The sequence below is a fragment of the Archangium primigenium genome (assembly GCF_016904885.1).
GTDB lineage: Bacteria > Myxococcota > Myxococcia > Myxococcales > Myxococcaceae > Cystobacter > Cystobacter primigenius.
This window is the reverse complement of record NZ_JADWYI010000001.1, coordinates 9,137,342-9,154,326: the sequence shown is the minus strand read 5'-3', so window position 1 is coordinate 9,154,326 and position 16,985 is coordinate 9,137,342. Positions and strand designations below refer to the sequence as shown.

The window sequence follows — 16,985 nt, the reverse complement described above, 5'->3', positions numbered from 1 at the left end:
CGCGCTCAGCGCGGCTTCTGGGGGTGGCTGGCGGGCGTCACCTCGCCCTTGCCCGCCACCAGCTCCTCGCGCCGCAGGAGCAGGTAGGCCTTCTCGTTGGGGAGGATGCGCAGCTGGAAGCGCCGGTCGTACGTGTCCTCCTGGCCGAAGACGTGGCGGTCCGTCACCAGCAGGAGCGCCGTGGGCACCACGCCCCGCTGGGAGCGGCTGCCGTAGTAGTGCACCAGCACGTGGTAGGGGCCCGGCCACGCCTTGCGCGCGTGGTACAGCTCCGGGCCCAGGCCATCGGTGATGTCCCAGTACAGCTCGCCGCCCAGGCGCGTGCGCTTGTTGTCATAGGCGCACTTCTCCCCGCTGGGCTCCACCACCCACAGGTCGATGTCCGTCGAGTCCACGTTCCAGTGCGTGGTGAGCTGGTAGTCGAGGAGGCCCGCGGCGCCCTTGCCCAGCCCCTCGCTCACCTGGAGCAGCCGGGCCTGGAGCGCCTCGCTCTGCTTCTGGAGCCGGGGGTGTTTGGCCAGCGCCGCGAGCAGCCGCGCGTAGTGCCAGGCGGCCACCGTCTTCACCTCGCGGGAGTGCCGGGGCCAGTCGCGCGCGAGGACGATCTCCCAGTCGCGCGCGGCCTCCGCGGGTCGGCCCGCCGCGTCCAGCGCGAGCGCCTCCTCCAGGTAGGCCTGGGGCTCGAAGGGGCGGGTGAGCCGCACGTGCTCGAAGAGCTCCGTGGCGGCCGCGTACTGGCCGAGCGCGAGCAGGCCATAGCCCACCAGCCGCAGGGCCTCGGCGTCCCGGGGCCGCAGCTCCACGGGCGAGGAGAGCGCGCGCACCGCGCCCCAGGTGTCCCCGGCGAAGGCCCGCTGGCGCGCCACCGCCTCGTACACCAGCACGTCGTCCTTGTTGGCCCGCCGTGCCTTGCGGTACGCGAGCTCCGCCGCCAGGCGCTTGTCTCCGCCCGCGTAGGGCTCGTCGCGCAGGGGCTGGGCCTGGATGCGCGTGCCGAGCTCCGCCTGCCGCTCGCCCAGCGTCTTGAGCAGCGCGAGCCCCGACTCGGGCACGCCCGTGAGGGAGAGCCCCAACAGCTCGTCGCGCCGCTGGTCCTGGAGCTTCGCCTGCAAGGCGTCCAGGTCCCCCAGGTCCTGCTGCTCGTTGGCGATGGCGTAGCGCTTGTAGTCCGCCTCGGACTCGAGCACGAGCATGGACGCGCGCGCGTTGGTCAGCCGGTAGTGCTGGCTGAGCGCGACGATCATGGAATCGAGCTTCGGATCCTCCAGCGCGATGAGCCGGGAGACGAACAGCTCCGCCCAGGCGCGGGGCGCGAACGTGTCTCCGCCGGGGCCCTCGGGCACGCGCAGGGGCACCTCCAGCACGCGCTCCTCGTCGCCCACGCGCGTCACCACCTCCAGGGACACCGGGGCGTAGCGCGGCAGCCGTCCGGCCACGCGCAGCTCCTGGCCCGGGAAGACCAGGTGCGGCCGGCCCGAGACCACCAGATCCTTGGCCCCCGCGCCGCTGCCCGGCCCCTTCACCGCCACCCGCGCGAGCGCCACCGCGCCCAGGCGGTGCGCGCGCGCCGCCGCGTCCACCTCGGCGCCGGACAGCACGTTGACCACCCGGCCCCGGCCCGAGCGCGCCAGGGCGTCGAACAGGTCCTGGTTCACCGCCGACTCGCCGAAGCGGTAGCTCACCCAGCGCAGCGTCTCGGCCACCGGGTGGCGCGAGACGAGCGCGTCCACGTGGCTCTGGCCCCAGGTGACGTTGCCGTCGGACAGCAGGAAGGCCGTCACCCGCTCGTTGGCCGCCGCGGGCTTGAGCCAGCCCCGGCTCGCCGTGTCCAGCTCCGTGAGCATGCCGTCCACGTGCGAGGCGCCTTCCAGGAAGACGCGCTCCAGCTCGGCGAACGTCTCCTGGCGGGCCTCGGGGGTGTTGCGCCGGAAGCCCGTGCCGTGCAGCCAGCGGGGCCGCACGTCGAAGAGCAGCACCGCGTACTCGCTCAGGCTCTCGTCCTTCTCCAAGAGCGCCCGCAGGAGCGCGCCCTGCAGCGTCCAGGCATTGCCCTCCTCGGCCGACAGCGAGGTGTCCACCACCAGCACCGCGCGGCCCGTGGGGGCGGCGGGGGCGGCGGCGGTGAGCCGCTCGGGCAGCCGCACGCGCGAGAAGAAGGCCGGCCCGGGCAGGCCCGCGGCATCCACGCCCACCAGGGTGTCCGCCTCGGGGCTCTTGGGCGTGATCGCCACGTCCAGCGCGCCGTCCCCCTGCAGCGAGGCCCAGTCCCACTCGCGCCACGGGCCGCGCCGGGCGGACTCACGCGTCTGGGGAGCCACCGTCACCGTGTCCGTGTGCTGGGGGTCCACGTGCACGCGCGCGGAGACCTTGAGCGCCTTGCCCGCGCCTGGCGGCAGGGTCCACGTGTAGCGCAGGCGCTCGCCGTCGAAGACGAGCGTCTGCTCGTAGGCGATGACCACGCGCTTGAGCGAGCGGGGCGGCAGCGGGAAGACGCGCGCGCTGAACGTGGAGCCGCCCGCCCACTCCACCAGCGCCGGGTCCACGTTCTGGCGCACCACGTCCTCGTAGACCTGGCGCGCGCGCTTCTGCTCGACGACGCGTGCCTCCTGCGGCTCGCCCCAGGGCTGCTTGCCGTCACCGGGCGGGGCCGCCGCCGCGAGCCGCGTCATGTCCCGCGTGTCCCCGAGCGGGGGCAACAGCCGCGAGGACTGGAAGAGCGAGGGCGACGTCACCACCTGGGCGCCCGAGTACAGCGCGAAGCCCGCCACGGTCGCGCCGCCGGGCAGGGGCGAGTAGAAAGTCCCCTCCAGCGCGCGGTCGCTGTCGTTCTCGAAGAGGTAGTCCACCACGGTGCGCGCGCGCGGGCCCTGCACGTACGTCACCACCCGCACCTCGCGCGCCTGCAGCGGCTGGTAGCGGCCCTGGGTGTCCTGCACCAGCACCTTGGCCATGCGGGGCGCCGACTCCACCCGGGGCAGCACGGTCCGGCCCCCCTTCTCCGGGGCCTCGTTCCTCGCGGCCTCGTTCTTCGAGGCCCGCTTCTTCGCGGGCTCGCCTCCGCCGCCCGGGCCTCCGGCCAGGCCCCCCAGCGAGCCCCCCGCGCTTCCCTTGATGATCTGGATGATCTCCCGCCGCTGCTGCCTCATGACGGGGCGCTCCGCGCGCGCCGGGGCCTCGGCCGCGCTCGCGAAGTCCTCCTGGGGGGCGGCGGCGGCCGGGGCGCTCGGCCGGGGCGCGGCGGCCGGGGCGGGCGGCGGCGGTGGAGGCGGCGCCTGGCGGGGGGCGTCTCGCTCGGCCTCCTCCGCGGGCATCGCCATGTCCTCCGGTCCGCCCAGCGCCTCCGCCTGGGCGGAGCCGAAGTTGCTCAGGGAGCCGCTCCGGGCGGGCTCACCCGCCGGGGCGCCGGGGCTGGAGGAGGACGGGAAGGTGACACCCCGCTCCCAGGCGCGCTGCCGGGCGTCGGCGCGCAGCTTCTCGATGTCCTGCTCCGTCATCCGCACGGGGTCGGCCACGGCGTCCTGCAGGGCGGGCACGTCCACGCTGCCCGGGTCCGGCGTGCCCGCGAGGGTGGTGGGCATGGTGAGGCCCGCCTGGGCGAAGGCGGGCGGCGGCGTCACCCGGGGCGCCTGGCGCGCCGGGAGCGGCTCGGGCGTCGCGACCGGGGAGGGGACCGGGGACGCCTCGGGCGGCGGGCCCTGGATCTTCTCGGGGGGCGGCGGCTGGGGCGCGGGGTCGCGCTGGCAGCCCGCCAGCAGCAGGACGGCGAGGAGGACTCCGGAGAGGGACACACGCGTCGGGGACATGGACGCGCAGGCTACTCCACCCGCGCGGGCCGTCGCAGGTGGGGTCGGCGCGGACAGGAGTGGATGTGCCGCGCGAAATCCAGGAAACCCCTCGCATGGCCCTGACTCCCCTCCGCGTCCTGCTCCCGCCCCTGCTGCTCCTGTCGTGCCTGCTGCCCGCCTGCGCCCGGCGGGCCCCCATCGGGAAGGGGCCCCGCGTCGACAAGACGGCCGCCGTGCTCCACCTCACCTCCGTGCGGCCCCTGGACCTCGCCGCGCCCGAGCGGCCCGGCGGCCCCCGGTACATCTCCGCCGCGAGTGGCCTCGTGCGCGTGGGGGACTGGTTGCATGTCGTCGCGGACGACTCCCTGTCGCTCTCCTCCTTTCCGGTGGCGGGGGCGGGCCCCGGACACCTCACGCGCCTGCTGCCGGGCGAGCTGCCCCGGGAACCCGAGGCCCTCAAGGCGCGCAAGCCGGACCTGGAGGCGCTCTGCCGTGTGGACGGGCTGCCCGGCGCGCCCCATGGCGCCCTGCTCGCGCTGCCCTCGGGGAGCACGCCGGAGCGGCTGCGCGGGGCGTGGGTGCCCCTGGCGGAGGATGGGACGATCGGCGGCGCGCCGCACCTGGTGGACCTCGCGCCGTTGTACGCGCGGCTGACGCGGGAGGCGGGACCGCTCAACGTGGAGGGCGCGGCGTGGGTGGCGGGCCACCTGCGGCTGCTCAACCGGGGCAACCGGGTGGGGGGCGCGGACGCGGTGATGGACGTGGACGGCGCGCGGGTGCTCCAGGCCCTGGCGGCGGACACGCCCCCGGAGCCCGAGTCGGTGCGGAGCGTGCGCCGCTGGAAGCTGGGTCGGCTGCACGGCGTGCCCCTGACGTTCTCGGACGCGGCGCCGCTGCCCGACGGGCGCCTCGTCTTCACCGCCTCGGCGGAGGACACCCGGAGCGCGTATACGGATGGGGCCGTGGTGGGCTCGGCCGTGGGCCTGCTCTCGGAGGACGGGACACCCCTGTGGCTGCGGGCCGTGGACACGCGCGTGAAGCTGGAGGGCGTGGAGGTGCGCGAGACGGCGGGCCGGCTGTCCTTGTGGCTCGTGTCGGACGCGGACGACCCCGCCGTCATCGCCACCCTGTTCGAGCTCGTCCTGGACGCGCCGGCCGACGCCCTATAGCGCCACGCCCACTTCCAGCAGGGTGAGGCCAATGAGCAGGCCGCGTCCGGGCAGGTCCGAGCCCACGCCCACGCCCACCTCCAGCAGGGACACCTGGGCCTCGCCGAGCTGGAAGCGCGCGGGGGCGAGCGTCACGCCCACGCCGAGCGCCGGACCGCGCACGGTGTGGTCGCGCTCGCTCAGGGCGAAGGAGAGCTGGTCGCCGAAGAGGCCGGTGAGGGACAGCAGCGCCGCGGGCGCCCAGAAGCCCTGGCGTTGCACGCCCGCGCCCAGGCGCACCTCGAGCACCGAGCCCAGGCCGGTGAGCGCGCCCACGTCGGCCTGGAGGAGCCAGCGCCCGTGCACGGTGTCACGCAGGCCCACGCCGCCGCCCAGGCCCCCCTTGCTGCGCGCGTCGGACAGGTACGCCGTCACGTTCGCGCGCGCGTGGAGGGAGAGCCGGTGGGCCGGGACGGGGGTGTCGGGGGCGGCCGTCAGCGCGGCGGCGAGCAGGAGCGAGGCGGCCATCATGGCAGGGGGCCTTCCGCCCAGTAGGCGATGCCGGCGGCGGACAGCCGGGTGACGCCGGTGAGGAAGTCCGGGTCGAGCGTGTCGGGCACGTCGGAGGCGAGGTGGTAGTGGGGGTTGCGGAAGTTGGCGGTGTCGGTGAGGAACAGGGCGTTCTGTCCGGTGAGCCAGAAGGGCGCGTGGTCGCTGCGCATGAGGTTGCCCGAGGCCGGCCCCGAGCCATCCTGGGGCGTCACGATGGCGACGACGGCCACGTGCTGGAGCCGCGCGCCCAGCAGCTTGAGCTCCTCCACCTGGGGGCGCGAGGCCTCGTTGGCGATGGCGGCGAGGAAGTCCCCCCGGGGCGGCAGGGGGAAGCCGGGCAGGCCCTTCTGCGAGCCGGGCTCCTGGCTGCGGTAGCCCACGCAGTCGAACACGAGCGAGGCGACGATGCGCTCGTCCGGGAAGGCGCGCACGTAGCGGGTGCTGCCCACCAGGCCCAGCTCCTCCAGGTCGAAGCCGATGAAGCGCACGGTGCGCCGGAAGCGCTGGCCCGCGGCGAGCCGGGCCAGCTCCAGCATCGCCGCCACGCCCGAGCTGTTGTCGTCCGCGCCGAGGAAGAAGGAGTCGTAGTGGGCGCCCACCAGCACCACCTCGCCGGGCAGCTCGGTGCCAGGGATCTCCGCGATGAGGTTGGTGGTGGGAAAGCGCGGATCGTCCACCTGATGCGTGGTGACGCGCAGGCCCAGGGACTCCAGGCGCGCGCGCACGAGCTCCCGCGCGCGGTCCCGGGTGAGGTGGCACACGGGCCGGCGGGTGCTGTCGGTGCCCGGCTCGAACAGGTCGCACGGCAGGGGCGTGTCCTCGGCATGCGCGGCGACGAGCGCGTCGATGTCCGCCACGAGTCGCGCGCGCTCCACGCCCTCGGCGAAGGCGCCCGCGCGCGCGAGCGATGTCTCCTCCAGGGACACGTGCGTGGCGCACGCGGCCCAGCCCAGGGCCAGTCCCAGCAGGACGGCGGACGGTGCTCTCATAGCTCGACTCCCAGGTGGAGCAGCCCGAACTGCACGCGCAGCGCCGCGCCCGGGGCGTTGATGGGGGTGCCCCACTGCACCTCCAGCGCGCTCAGGCTCCAGGCGCGGTGGACGAAGCGCAGGGGTTGGGCCTGCACGGCGAGGTACACGGGGGCCAGCTGGGCGCTTTGCAGCTCCGGCAGATCGTCGGGGAAGCCCCCCGTGGGCGGCAGGACGATGGGCAGGCCGCTCACGCCCAGCTCGAGCCCCACCGCGGGCCGCCACACGCCCCGGGCGGGGCTCAGCAGGGCCTGGGCATACAGCTCCAGGGGCAGCGCGCCCTGTCCCCTCGGCGCCCAGCGCACACCGCCGCCCAGGCGCCAGGTGTCGAAGGCATGCGTGTAGCGGGCGTCGAGTCCCAGGCGGGGCGCGGTGATGTTGTACGCGCCGCCGTTGGTGAGGACGACCGCCGTGGCGCCGAGCGAGACTTCATGTCCGGACGCCAGGGCCTCTCCGGACAGCAGCAGGGCCAGGGCCCCCCAGGCTTTCATGTGGGTCCACTCCGTTCCTGTTGGGCGCGCCGGGAGAAGCGCAGGATGGCGCGGAAGAGGGCCTCCACGCCGTCGGGTTCCAGACCGCGGGCCTGGGCCCACTCCCGCCGCGCGCCGAGCATGGCTTCCTCGCGGGCGGGGTCCGGCACGGGCTGACCCGCCTGGGCCTTGGCCTTGAGCGCGCGCCGCGCCAGCTCCGCGCGTCGCGCCAGGAGCGCCACCAGCTCCTGGTCCACCTGGTCGATGAGCGCGCGTGTCTCCTGGAGCTCGGGCAGGCCCGTCTCGAGCGCGGGTGGGGCGAGGGGCGGCTCCTCGGGAAAGCCCACCTCGGCGGGCTGGGCGTCCAGCTCGCGGTGGACGTTCTGGAGCGCCTCGAGCAGGTGGCCCCGGGCCTCGCGGGCGAAGGGGTTCTCGTGCTGGATGGCGCTGAAGAGGTGGCCCGCGTCCGAGCGCACCAACTGGATGGTGCGCGAGAGCGAGCGGAAGCTGGCGGGCGCGAAGGGCACGTTGACCCCCGAGCCCGCGTCCACCATGCCCTTGGCCACGAAGAAGGTGAGCGCGTGGGTGTGGGCCATCACCCGGTCATGCCCCTCGGGGCTCTGCTCGATGAGCTCGCAGCCCAGGCGCTCGTAGAAAGCGCGTGCGCGGGCGGCGGCCTCGGGGTGCAGGGGGTTGGGACAGAGCACCACGTGCAGGGGCCGCTCGGCCATGGCGAGGCTCAGCGGCCCGAAGAGCGGATGCGTCCCCACCCAGGGCACCCGCGTGCCGAGCACCTCGGTGAGGGCCTGCACGGGCCGCACCTTGACGCTGCCCACGTCCATCACGAGCTGCTCGGGGCGCAGGGCGGGGCTCAGGTCCAGGAGCACGTGCCGCATGAGCGCCACGGGCACGGCCACCACCACGTGGGTGGCGTCCCGGAGGGCCTCGCGGCTCGAGGCCGCGCGGTGGGGCGCGGGGATGTCCGCCACCGGATCCCACGCCCGCCAGGGGACCTGGGCCTCCTCCAACAAGCCGCCGAGCGCGCGGCCGAAGCGTCCGAATCCCACGATGGCGACCGTCGTCATGGGCGCGCAGTGTAAACGACAAGCGGCCCGCCGGGAGTGCCAGCGGGCCGCGCGTGCTGTCCGGCGTGAGGCCGGGGCCGAGGACTAGAACACGTCCTTGAGCGTCACCTTGAGGTGCGTGTCGCTGGTGCCCAGCGTGCTCGCGTCGTCCTTGGGCACCACGTAGCCCTGCGCCTCGCCCACGTTCTTGCGGTAGTAGTCCACCACCGACTGGTCCTGCACCTCGGCGTGGGTCGTCTTCTTGATGCCGTACACCGAGCCGTCCGCGTTCTTGGCCTGGATGGACTCGGGGGCGCCCGCCGCCAGGTTGTCCAGGGTGCCGGACACGCGGCCGCCGCTCTCCGGCGCGATCGTCATCGCGGCGTTGTTCCCCTCGATGTAGCTCACGTCGTAGTAGGTGTTGTTGCCGCCCCCGTTGAACGCCACCTCGCCGAGCGTGGCCGCCGCGCCGTCACCGGCCGTGCTGCGGAAGTTGCCCGTCCAGCCCTCGGGGAACTGCTTCGTCATGCTCTCGCCCGGCTGCAGCGTCAGGGACTCGATCTCCTGGCCACCGGCGTTGGGCGTGAACTTGATCTCCATGGGCTTGGTGCCGTCGTTCTTGAACTCCATGGTGTTGCCCACCTTGGGGTCGCTCTTGGACGCGCCCGCCTTGGCCGTGGGAGCGGTCGCGCCCGCCTCGGCCGGCGCCGCGGCGCCCTGGGGAGCGCTCGGGGCCACGGGGGCCTGGGGCGCGGCGCCCACGGGGGCCTCACCGCCGAGGTCCGGCACGGCGCTCTCGGCGGGCATGCCACCCGCCGCGCCCGGAGCCTGCGCCCCCTGCGCGCCCTGCGCGCCCTGCGCCCCCAGCAGCTCCGCCACCTTGCTCAGCGTCTGGACCATCTGCTCCAGGCCCTTGGTCAGCTGCTCCAGCCCCCCCTCGCCAAAGCCATCGCTGTTGAGCATCTGCTGGATGGGGTTGGCCTGGGGCGGGGCCGCCGGGGACTCCACGGCCGCCGGCTTCTGGGCGTGCTGGAGCTGGGGCAGGGCGGGCAGCGAGACGGGACCGCGGTTGATGGAGTTGATGGACATGGCGGGCATCCTCGGAAGACGGCGGGCGGGGGCGCCGTCTGTGAGCGGCGTCGTATGCCGGGGACATTAGCACCCGCCGTGCCAGCCCTGGAGCCCTCGTAACCTCTTGAAATCCCGTGAGCCCCGGGGCGCGGGGCGGGCCGTCTCCTGGTGACTGCCGTTGCCCCTGATGACAGGAGTCACCAGGGGCCGGGCCGCTCAGCCCAGGACCTTCATGGTGCCGCGGGTGACGCCGAACTGCTCGTGCACCGCGGCGCGTCGCACCGCCTCGGCCGGGGCGCAGCGGCCCGCGAGCAATTCCTGGTAGGCGGCGAGCACGCGCGTGGCCTCCTCACGCGACTCGCGCACGAACTCCACGCGGAAGCGCCGCACGCCGCGCTCCAGCAGCCGGGGCACCAGCGAAGCGGCGCTCTGCGCCTGGGCGTTGAACACCGTGTTGCGGCAGCCCACGTCCACGATGACCGGGTGCTCCAGCCCGATGCGATCCCGCAGGGACACCTGGTGCTTCTCGCAGGGCCGGCCGCAGCTCTTGAAGTCGCGCCCGTTGGAGAGCGTGTGCGAATAGACGCAGTGCTCGGTGTGGTACGTGGCGATGTGGTGGTGCAGCGCCACGGCGAAGCGGTGCGCGGGGGCCTCGGCGAGCAGGGCGAAGAGCTGCGCCTCGTCCAGGTCGTGCGACACGGTGAGCGTGTCCAGGCCCAGGCCGAGCAGGTGCGCCGCCGTGAGCGAGTTGGTGACGTTGAGCGAGAAGTCCCCATGGAGCACGGGCCGGGGCCCGCCCGCGGGGCGCTCGAGGAAGTGCATCATCGCGCCCCAGTGGCGCACGAGCACCGCGTCGGGCCGCAGCTTGTCCAGGCGCGTGTCGTAGCCCTCCTCGCCGGGCTTCTGCACGCGCAGGGTGGCGATCGTCACGCGCAGCCCGGCCGCGCGCGCCCGCTCCACCGCGCGCTGCAGGCCCACGAGCTCCATCCAGTCCAGCTCCACCTCGCCCAGGCCCGCGGCGATGACGGCGTCCAGCTGCGCGTCGTCGCGGCACAGGGGCAACAGCCGGGGCGCGGTGTCGGGCGGGGCCTCGGGCACGCGGGCGAGCGCCTCGGCGCGCACGGCGGCGAGCACCGGCGTGTCCGTCACCGTGCGCCGGGGGCCGCGCTCCAGCTGGGGCAGGAGGCCCGCCACCACGTCGCGCCGCAGCGCCTTGAGCTCGGACACGGGCAGGTGCAGGCCCGGCGGCAGCGCCGAGACGTCCAGGCCCGCGAGCGTGAAGGGCGTGCCGCCACAGGCCCCCAGCTTGTCGCGCAGGAGCGCCTCGTCCAGGCCCTTGCCCTTGGAGGGGGTGAGGAGGGTGGGGCTCTCGGCGGAGGCCTCGTGGCCCCAGGCGCGCGCGTGCACGCGCAGGGGCGCGCCCTCGGCGCCGGAGACCGTGAGGGCGAGGGGCACGCGGCCCTCGGGCTCGCCCTGGGCCAGCAGGGCCTCGGTGCGGCGCACGAGCGCGGGATCGCTGTTGAGCCAGACGCGCTGGCCGGGCGCCACCCGTCCCAGGTCCGGTCCCGGATGGCCGAAGCCGAGCACCCAGTCCGCGCCCTGCCGCTCGACGCGGAAGATGGGGCCTCCGGGCTCGTGCTTGTCCTCGGGGGCGCTCGCGTCGAACACCACGCCCATGCCCGGGCGTGGCTCCAGCTCGGCGGGCGTGGGCTCGCCGATCGGCGCGGACACGGCGCCCTGGGGCCCCTCGGGCCGCGCCTCGCCGAGGCCGAGCGCACCCGTCCACGGCCGCTCGTCCCGGGTGACGCGCACGTCCTTGCCGGACACGGAGCGCACGCGGCCGAGGAACAGGCCCCGGTGCTTGGGAAAGCGCCCCTCCACGAGCGTCTGGTGGTCCGAGCCCCCGAGGAAGCCGTTGGACACGCCACGGCTGTAGGTGAGGGACATGTCGGCCAGGTCCCGCGCGAGCTGCGCCTCGTCGGGCTGGCCCGCGACGACCCCGTCCACCCAGCGGCGGTAGCCCTGCACGGTGGTGGTGACGTACTGGGGCCCCTTGAGGCGGCCCTCGATCTTCAGGCTGTGCACGCCAATGTCCACCAGCTCTGGCACCGCGCGCACGCCGGCCAGGTCCTTGGGGCTGAGCAGGTAGCGCACGTCGCCCAGCTCGCGCGTCTGGCCGTCCACCACCAGGTCATACGGCAGGCGGCAGGACTGGGCGCACTGGCCCCGGTTGGCCGAGCGTCCGCCCCACGCCTCGCTCGTGAGGCACTGGCCGCTCCAGGACATGCAGAGCGCGCCGTGGATGAAGACCTCCAGCTCCATGTCCGTCTGGCTCGCCAGCCGGCGGATCTCCGAGGTGGACAGCTCGCGGGGCACCACCACGCGCGTGACGCCGAGCGCCCGGGCGAAGCGGATGCCCTCCGCGCTGGAGACGGTCATCTGCGTGGAGGCGTGCAGCTCCAGCTGGGGGCACACGGCGCGCGCGAGCAGGGTGATGGCGGGGTCCTGCACGATGAGCGCGTCCACGCCGGCCCGGGCGATGCTCCGCAGGAGCTTCTCCACGCCGGGCAATTCGGGCTCGAAGATGAGCGTGTTGAGCGTGAGGTAGGCGCGCGCCCCGGCGCGGTGCACCAGCGCCATGGTCTCCGCGAGCGTGTCGACGGAGAAGTTGTTGGCGCGGGCGCGGGCGTTGAAGCCCTCGTCGAGCCCGAAATAGACGGCGTCCGCGCCGCTGGCGAGCGCGGCGCGCAGGGAGTCGAGGTCGCCCGCGGGGGCGAGGATTTCCGGACGGCGGGGAGGCATGGGGCCTCCATAACACGCGAGCCCCGCCGGGTCCGCCCCGCCCGCCTGGAGGGCCAGGAGGGGGGCGGCGCCCGGGCCTACTCCTCCCCGGCGAGCACCCGCTCGTACTCGGCCTCCCGGGCGCTGTGGACGGCCCAGAACGAGGGAGGCACCCGGCCATGGAGCCGGTCCTCCAAGAGCTCCAGGTGGGTGTGCCAGCCGCCCGCGACACTGACGCGCTCGCGGCGCGCGCCGAGCAGCCGGTGGGTGAGCACGAGCAGCACGTCCGCGCCCCGGGGGCTCAGGTCGAAGGTGACCTCGGAGGCGTCGGGCGCGTCGCCCCAGGTGTAGGCCAGCACGTGGGGCGGCTCATAGCGGGTGATGCGGCCGGTGAAGGCATGGCCGTCCTTCATGTGCTGGTAGCGCTCGGGGATGGGCTCGGGCGATGAGCCGAGGTCCGCGTGGCGGAAGACGTGCGCGATGCGCCCGCCCACCCAGGGCTCCATCGCCCCGGTGGCCAGCCACTGGCCCCGCTTGTCCGAGTCCGTGAGGTAGGCCCAGAGCCGCTCCACGGGCCCGGGCAGCAGCCGCTCGAAGCGGACCGTGCCGGGCGCGGGAAAGGCGCCGGGCGCGCCGCGGGTCCGGGCGCGGTGCATCACACCTGCACGAGCTGGAGGAAGTTGCCGCAGGTGTCATCGATCTTGGCGACCGTGGGTCCACCGGGGATGGACATGGGCTCGTTCGCGAACACCACGCCCAGGGCCTTGAGCCGGGTGAACTCGCTCGCGAGGTCCTCGACGAAGAACGCGGTGAGGGGGATGCCCGCCGAATAGAGCTCCCGCTGGTACGTCTTGGAGAACGCATGGGCCATGGGCTCGAGCACCACCTCGGCGCCGTCGGGCTCCGAGGGCGAGACGACGGTCAACCACCGGTAGGGCCCCATGGGGATGTCGTTCTTCTTCAGGAAGCCGAGCTTCTCCGTATAGAAGGCCAGCGCCTTGGCCTGATCATCCACCAGCACGCTCGTCAGTTTGATCTTCATCGCTTCTTCTTCCTTTCGGGGTTCTTGGCGGTCGCCGCGTCCTCGGCCCGGAGCAGGGCCTCGAGCGCGTCGAGCCGCCCGGTCCAGTAGCGCTCGTAGAAGCGCAGCCATTCGTTCGCCTCGGCCAGGGGCGAGGGGTTGAGTCCACAGACATGGGTGCGTCCGCGCACCGTGCGGCGCACGAGCCGCGCCCGCTCGAGCGTCTTGACGTGCTTGGACGCCGCCGCGAGCGACATGGAGAAAGGCTCGGCCAGCTCGCCCACGGTGTGCTCCCGCGCGCTCAAGCGGCGCAACATCGCCCGCCGCGTCGGATCGGACAGGGCGTGGAACACCTCGTCCAGCGCGCGGGAGTCATGCTCAACCATACGGTTGAGGATAGGGCCTCGGGCGGGACTGTCAACCATTGGGTTGAATCAGACGCTAGACTCGCGCCATGACTGCTCGTTTCCGATTCCATTCCCTGGGCCTGGCGGCGGTGCTGCTGGTCGCCGGGACATCCTTCGCGGGGCCGCCCGCCCAGACGGCACCCGCCGTGGAGCCGCCGCGCTGCGCGCACGGCCAGCGGGTCCAGGTGAAGCCCTCGGACTGGACGGCGAAGGTCCGGGCCGCCCCGTCGGCGGGGGAGTTGAAGTCCCTGTTCACGGCGCTGGGCCTGAAGACCGACTGGGCGCGCGCGGCCTGTGGAGGGACCCCGGCGGTGGTGCCCGAGCTCCAGGATGCGCGGGTCCTGTCGGCGGACACGCGGGACGTGCTCCTCCAGGTGCGGGGCACGGTCTGCGGGGGCACGCGCCTGCTCGATGGCGTGCTGCTCCACCCGATGGGGGCGCCAGACACGTGGTGCGCCCTGCGGCTGCCTTTCCTGCCAGGCGTGCCGGAGGCGTCCTGGGTGCGCACCACCGTGGGCTTCGAGCACCTGACGGACGCCACGCGCCAGGTGATTCGTGTGGACTCCAAGACCTCGGATGGGCGCGACGACGTCGAGGCGCTGGAGTACTGGGAGGGCGGGCGGGAGGACGTCCACCTCATCTTCATCGTCCCCACGAAGACCCGGCACCAGGGCGTCGTGGAGCGCGCGTCCACGGCGAAGGTGTCCCCGCGGGGCGAGGGCTTTCCGCGCGAGCTTTTCATCGAGGAGACGATGCGCGACTGCGGCCAGTTCGTGGACCTGCCCTCGGGGGCGCGCGCGCTGTCGGGGACGTGCCGTGAGGAGTCCCAGAAGACGCCCTGGTGCTACCGGCGCTCCCCCGCGCGAGACACGGGCGGCTACCACCCGTGCGCGCTGTCTCCCTGAAGCGCACGCCCCGGCAGCGTACTTTTTGAGGCTCAATGAAATTTCTGGGAAAACTTGATTTCCGCTGTTAGGGCCGGTGTCCAATCACGACAACGCCCGCCGGGCGCGGGCGAAGGAGACACCGTCATGCGGAATGGACAGCGGAAGAACGTGGGCTTGCTCGCGGTGGCCGGGCTGGTGGCGAGCGCGACGCTGCTGCAGCCCACGGGAGTGTCGGCGGCGGTCAGCTCGCCGTGTCCCTGGTCGAACACGCTCTGCCTGTTCGAGGGTGAGAACTACACGGGCGCGGTCTTCAACGTGCGGGCGCTCAACCCGCGCGCGGGCACCTGCGTCAACCTGCCGGAGCATGGCTGGGAGGGCCGGGCGCACTCGGCCATCAACACCAACAGCGCCACCGCGGCCATGTTCCTCAACGAGAACTGTGTCGGCGGGCCGGCGCCCGTCCAGGGGTCGATCCCCTCCCTGGGCTTCACGCCCAAGAGCGTCTGGGTCTACTGACCTGACGACAGGCGCGCCGGTTCCGGGGGCGAGGTGGCTCGGAACCGGTGTGCACCTTCCGCGCTCCGACGCTCCACGGAGGCGGCACGGCTTGAGGACAGCACCATGAATCTTCGCGCGTGCACCTCGCTGCTGCTCTTCGTTTCCGCCTGCGCCACGTCAGGGCCAGGCCCGACGGCGAGCGTGCGCCGGGACCCGAGGATCGTGAACCTTCAGCGTGCGGCGACGTTGCCTTGGACAGACGGCGGGCGGTGCGCCGTCCAGGAGGCTTCGCGGCCTTGGCCCGTGCTGGCGGAACGCTGTTACCAGGCCCTCGACCATGATCGGGTCGAGTTTCACGACACCACGGGACGGTGCATGCTCAGCGCCGTGGGCGCGGCTGTCGTGGGGTTCGGTGTCTGCGTCTTGGCGGCACCGGAGATCGCCTTGGGGGCCGTGATCGTGACAGGCGGAGTGGTCGTGGGATTCGCGATCCAGGAGGCGCTGGACGCATATGAATCGAAGAGGAACGCTCCGTCCGGGGAACTTCAGACAAAGAGAAGGCGGAAGCCCAAGCCGGAAGGCCCTGACATCCCTCCGCCATGGCCTCCCGGACTCTCGGAACAGGAGCGCCGCTTCAGATGCGAGCCCATCCCGGTGAAGCACCGGGGCGGGGACGACGCGCATGATCGATGCGCCGACATGTTTCCGCCCAACCGCTATCCGGGAATGGACGTGCTCGTCGATGGCAAGCACTTCGACGCACTGCAAGTGGGGGCGCGCGTGCTGTGGGAGATCAAGACCGACCAGTTTGGCACGTACAGTGACTTCCTCCGCGGACAGGTGATCCGCACCCAGGTGGAAGAGCTTCGGGCGGAACGCGACATCGCCACGTCTTGTGGGTACGGTTTCGTCGTGGGCGTGAGCACGGAAGAGCACAAAGAAGCCCTGGAGTTCCAGGCGCTTGACCTCCAGATCGTCGTCACGGGGTGTCCGCGATGAGTCAGCGAAGGACGCTGGGGCTCATCGTCTATGCCCCCGAGTTCGCGGACAATGACGAGCGTGCGCTCGCCGCTGTTCACGGCATGGAGCGGGCGCTTCCCGATGTGCATCTGGCGTGGAAGGTCTCGCGGGAAGGGCAGCCCATCGCATTGCCTCGGCGTGATGCATGGCTCACGCAAGAAACGCGGAAGGGGGCATTCCCGTTGGTGTGCAACGGTGACGACCGTTCTCCCATGACGATTTATGGGCTCCGGACGCCGCCTCGTCAGGCGCCGGGGGGTCAACCGCTGTCGGACATCCACGCCGAGCTGCCACTGGACGAGTCCGTGCTCCCATTCGCGGGGAATGTGCTTGAAGGCGTCGCGGAGGGAGCACGGGCGTTCTGGGGACACGCGACACCGTTTCGCGCGGGAGTGGAGATCGCACGGCAAACAGTGGACTCAGTGCACAAGCCAGGAACTCCACCCCGAGGACTTCCCGCGCTCAAGCTTCCAGAGCAGATGCGCTCGCCCGCGGTTCCGCAGCGACTCGGGTGGTTGAATTACTGGTCGGAAGCCGCCTCACGGGCCATTGGCTTTCCGGATTTCGCCCGCGACGCGGATCTCCTCGCGCGCTCACGTCGTACCGCGTTGGGCGGATGGATTGTTCAACTCACCGAGGCGCCCCTCGACCTGGACAACTCCGAGCATCTAGACATCCTCCAACGGGCCTATGCGTCCTTTCCAGAAATAGGTGGACGCGCATCCCCTTGAGGTCGCTTGGTAGCCGCAACGCTTCCCCGGGTTGTGACTTGGTGAGAGGCCACTGAGGGTTCTGCCCTGCGGTTGAGCTAGGCCCCCATCGTGGTTCAGCGGGAGGCCTCAGCCCGAGGAACGCGGTGTCGTCCAGTCCGTTACCAAGGAGGACTCACAGAGGGAATCTCGTCGGAATTTCTCCACGGGTGCCCCGCTCTGAGGGAACTCTTATGGGAAACACCCCAATCCGACTTCTGGGTTCTGTGCTCGTCTGCGCCGACCGGATAGGACAAGGCTCACCCGCTGCGTTGTACCTCAACAGGTGGGCAGAGGTGCTTGGTGTCTTGTTGCGTGTATTCGGTGCGGCATGGTTGCTTGCGATGTTCACTGACGAGTCCATGGCGTCGGAACAGCGGTATCTGGACTGCATTTGCTTGGCAGTCGAGCAGTTCGGCGCTTCGCGAGCGATTCGTGAACTCGCCAAGAGGTTGCAGCGGCTCTCCAATTCGCGAAGCAATTCAGTCGGTGGCAGGGCCGCGC

General features: G+C 72.7%; 15 protein-coding genes and 1 pseudogene. 5 read left to right on the top strand and 11 right to left on the bottom strand.

Annotated features, from left to right (window positions below):
• Positions 1-5: 5 nt before the first annotated feature.
• Entirely contained in the window at positions 6-3,803 is a 3,798-nt protein-coding gene (locus I3V78_RS37515) for a VIT domain-containing protein (RefSeq protein ID WP_204495697.1), read from the bottom strand.
• A 95-nt stretch (positions 3,804-3,898) separates the two neighbouring features.
• On the opposite strand from I3V78_RS37515, the gene I3V78_RS37510 reads away from it, so the two are divergent.
• Positions 3,899-4,954 (top strand): DUF6929 family protein, encoded by a 1,056-nt coding sequence (locus I3V78_RS37510; protein WP_239576973.1) that lies wholly within the window; start codon positions 3,899-3,901, stop codon positions 4,952-4,954.
• Here the strand turns inward: I3V78_RS37510 and I3V78_RS37505 are convergent.
• From I3V78_RS37505 to I3V78_RS37465, 10 genes and pseudogenes are all read right to left on the bottom strand, one after another.
• Complete coding sequence (locus tag I3V78_RS37505) at positions 4,949-5,464, bottom strand: hypothetical protein (RefSeq protein WP_204495693.1); 516 nt, start codon at positions 5,462-5,464, stop codon at positions 4,949-4,951. The genes I3V78_RS37510 and I3V78_RS37505 overlap by 6 nt on opposite strands.
• Positions 5,461-6,474, bottom strand: coding sequence for a M28 family peptidase (locus tag I3V78_RS37500; RefSeq protein WP_204495691.1), 1,014 nt, complete (start codon positions 6,472-6,474; stop codon positions 5,461-5,463). The genes I3V78_RS37505 and I3V78_RS37500 overlap by 4 nt, the downstream gene beginning before the upstream one ends.
• Positions 6,471-7,004, bottom strand: a complete 534-nt coding sequence (locus tag I3V78_RS37495; RefSeq protein WP_204495688.1) for a hypothetical protein — start codon at positions 7,002-7,004, stop codon at positions 6,471-6,473. Before I3V78_RS37495 ends, I3V78_RS37500 begins: the two co-directional genes overlap by 4 nt.
• Positions 7,001-7,537: a chorismate mutase gene (locus I3V78_RS40470; RefSeq protein WP_476756501.1), complete on the bottom strand. Its 537-nt coding sequence runs from the start codon at positions 7,535-7,537 to the stop codon at positions 7,001-7,003. The genes I3V78_RS37495 and I3V78_RS40470 overlap by 4 nt, the downstream gene beginning before the upstream one ends.
• 87 nt (positions 7,538-7,624) lie before the next feature.
• Positions 7,625-8,125: pseudogene (locus I3V78_RS40465) on the bottom strand (prephenate dehydrogenase/arogenate dehydrogenase family protein); the annotation flags it as partial.
• A 27-nt stretch (positions 8,126-8,152) separates the two neighbouring features.
• Entirely contained in the window at positions 8,153-9,136 is a 984-nt protein-coding gene (locus I3V78_RS37485) for a glycoside hydrolase 64/thaumatin family protein (RefSeq protein WP_204495683.1), read from the bottom strand.
• 198 nt (positions 9,137-9,334) lie between these two features.
• Complete coding sequence (locus tag I3V78_RS37480) at positions 9,335-11,920, bottom strand: U32 family peptidase (RefSeq protein WP_204495681.1); 2,586 nt, start codon at positions 11,918-11,920, stop codon at positions 9,335-9,337.
• A gap of 77 nt (positions 11,921-11,997) precedes the next feature.
• The gene (locus I3V78_RS37475; RefSeq protein WP_204495679.1) at positions 11,998-12,555 is read right to left on the bottom strand and encodes an SRPBCC family protein; all 558 of its coding nucleotides are present in this window, start codon (positions 12,553-12,555) and stop codon (positions 11,998-12,000) included.
• Complete coding sequence (locus I3V78_RS37470) at positions 12,555-12,941, bottom strand: VOC family protein (RefSeq protein WP_204495677.1); 387 nt, start codon at positions 12,939-12,941, stop codon at positions 12,555-12,557. The genes I3V78_RS37475 and I3V78_RS37470 overlap by 1 nt, the downstream gene beginning before the upstream one ends.
• The gene (locus I3V78_RS37465) at positions 12,938-13,306 is read right to left on the bottom strand and encodes an ArsR/SmtB family transcription factor (RefSeq protein ID WP_204495674.1); all 369 of its coding nucleotides are present in this window, start codon (positions 13,304-13,306) and stop codon (positions 12,938-12,940) included. The genes I3V78_RS37470 and I3V78_RS37465 overlap by 4 nt, the downstream gene beginning before the upstream one ends.
• Before the next feature lie 68 nt (positions 13,307-13,374).
• Here I3V78_RS37465 and I3V78_RS37460 point away from each other — a divergent pair, with 68 nt between their 5' ends.
• From I3V78_RS37460 to I3V78_RS37445, 4 genes are all read left to right on the top strand, one after another.
• On the top strand, positions 13,375-14,232 hold the full coding sequence (locus I3V78_RS37460; protein ID WP_204495672.1) for a hypothetical protein: 858 nt from the start codon (positions 13,375-13,377) through the stop codon (positions 14,230-14,232).
• 126 nt (positions 14,233-14,358) lie between these two features.
• Positions 14,359-14,730, top strand: a complete 372-nt coding sequence (locus I3V78_RS37455; RefSeq protein ID WP_204495670.1) for a peptidase inhibitor family I36 protein — start codon at positions 14,359-14,361, stop codon at positions 14,728-14,730.
• A 357-nt stretch (positions 14,731-15,087) separates the two neighbouring features.
• Entirely contained in the window at positions 15,088-15,711 is a 624-nt protein-coding gene (locus tag I3V78_RS37450; protein WP_338023835.1) for a DUF6310 domain-containing protein, read from the top strand.
• Positions 15,708-16,463 (top strand): DUF5953 family protein, encoded by a 756-nt coding sequence (locus tag I3V78_RS37445; RefSeq protein WP_204495666.1) that lies wholly within the window; start codon positions 15,708-15,710, stop codon positions 16,461-16,463. The genes I3V78_RS37450 and I3V78_RS37445 overlap by 4 nt, the downstream gene beginning before the upstream one ends.
• Positions 16,464-16,985 lie beyond the last annotated feature (522 nt).

Bases quoted from the DNA above. Each gene is read 5' to 3' on its own strand.
- I3V78_RS37515 (WP_204495697.1), bottom strand. From the start codon at position 3,803: ATGTCCCCGACGCGTGTGTCCCTCTCCGGAGTCCTCCTCGCCGTCCTG.
- I3V78_RS37510 (WP_239576973.1), top strand. From the start codon at position 3,899: ATGGCCCTGACTCCCCTCCGCGTCCTGCTCCCGCCCCTGCTGCTCCTG.
- I3V78_RS37505 (WP_204495693.1), bottom strand. From the start codon at position 5,464: ATGATGGCCGCCTCGCTCCTGCTCGCCGCCGCGCTGACGGCCGCCCCC.
- I3V78_RS37500 (WP_204495691.1), bottom strand. From the start codon at position 6,474: ATGAGAGCACCGTCCGCCGTCCTGCTGGGACTGGCCCTGGGCTGGGCC.
- I3V78_RS37495 (WP_204495688.1), bottom strand. From the start codon at position 7,004: ATGAAAGCCTGGGGGGCCCTGGCCCTGCTGCTGTCCGGAGAGGCCCTG.
- I3V78_RS40470 (WP_476756501.1), bottom strand. From the start codon at position 7,537: ATGGTGGACGCGGGCTCGGGGGTCAACGTGCCCTTCGCGCCCGCCAGC.
- I3V78_RS37485 (WP_204495683.1), bottom strand. From the start codon at position 9,136: ATGTCCATCAACTCCATCAACCGCGGTCCCGTCTCGCTGCCCGCCCTG.
- I3V78_RS37480 (WP_204495681.1), bottom strand. From the start codon at position 11,920: ATGCCTCCCCGCCGTCCGGAAATCCTCGCCCCCGCGGGCGACCTCGAC.
- I3V78_RS37475 (WP_204495679.1), bottom strand. From the start codon at position 12,555: ATGCACCGCGCCCGGACCCGCGGCGCGCCCGGCGCCTTTCCCGCGCCC.
- I3V78_RS37470 (WP_204495677.1), bottom strand. From the start codon at position 12,941: ATGAAGATCAAACTGACGAGCGTGCTGGTGGATGATCAGGCCAAGGCG.
- I3V78_RS37465 (WP_204495674.1), bottom strand. From the start codon at position 13,306: ATGGTTGAGCATGACTCCCGCGCGCTGGACGAGGTGTTCCACGCCCTG.
- I3V78_RS37460 (WP_204495672.1), top strand. From the start codon at position 13,375: ATGACTGCTCGTTTCCGATTCCATTCCCTGGGCCTGGCGGCGGTGCTG.
- I3V78_RS37455 (WP_204495670.1), top strand. From the start codon at position 14,359: ATGCGGAATGGACAGCGGAAGAACGTGGGCTTGCTCGCGGTGGCCGGG.
- I3V78_RS37450 (WP_338023835.1), top strand. From the start codon at position 15,088: ATGCTCAGCGCCGTGGGCGCGGCTGTCGTGGGGTTCGGTGTCTGCGTC.
- I3V78_RS37445 (WP_204495666.1), top strand. From the start codon at position 15,708: ATGAGTCAGCGAAGGACGCTGGGGCTCATCGTCTATGCCCCCGAGTTC.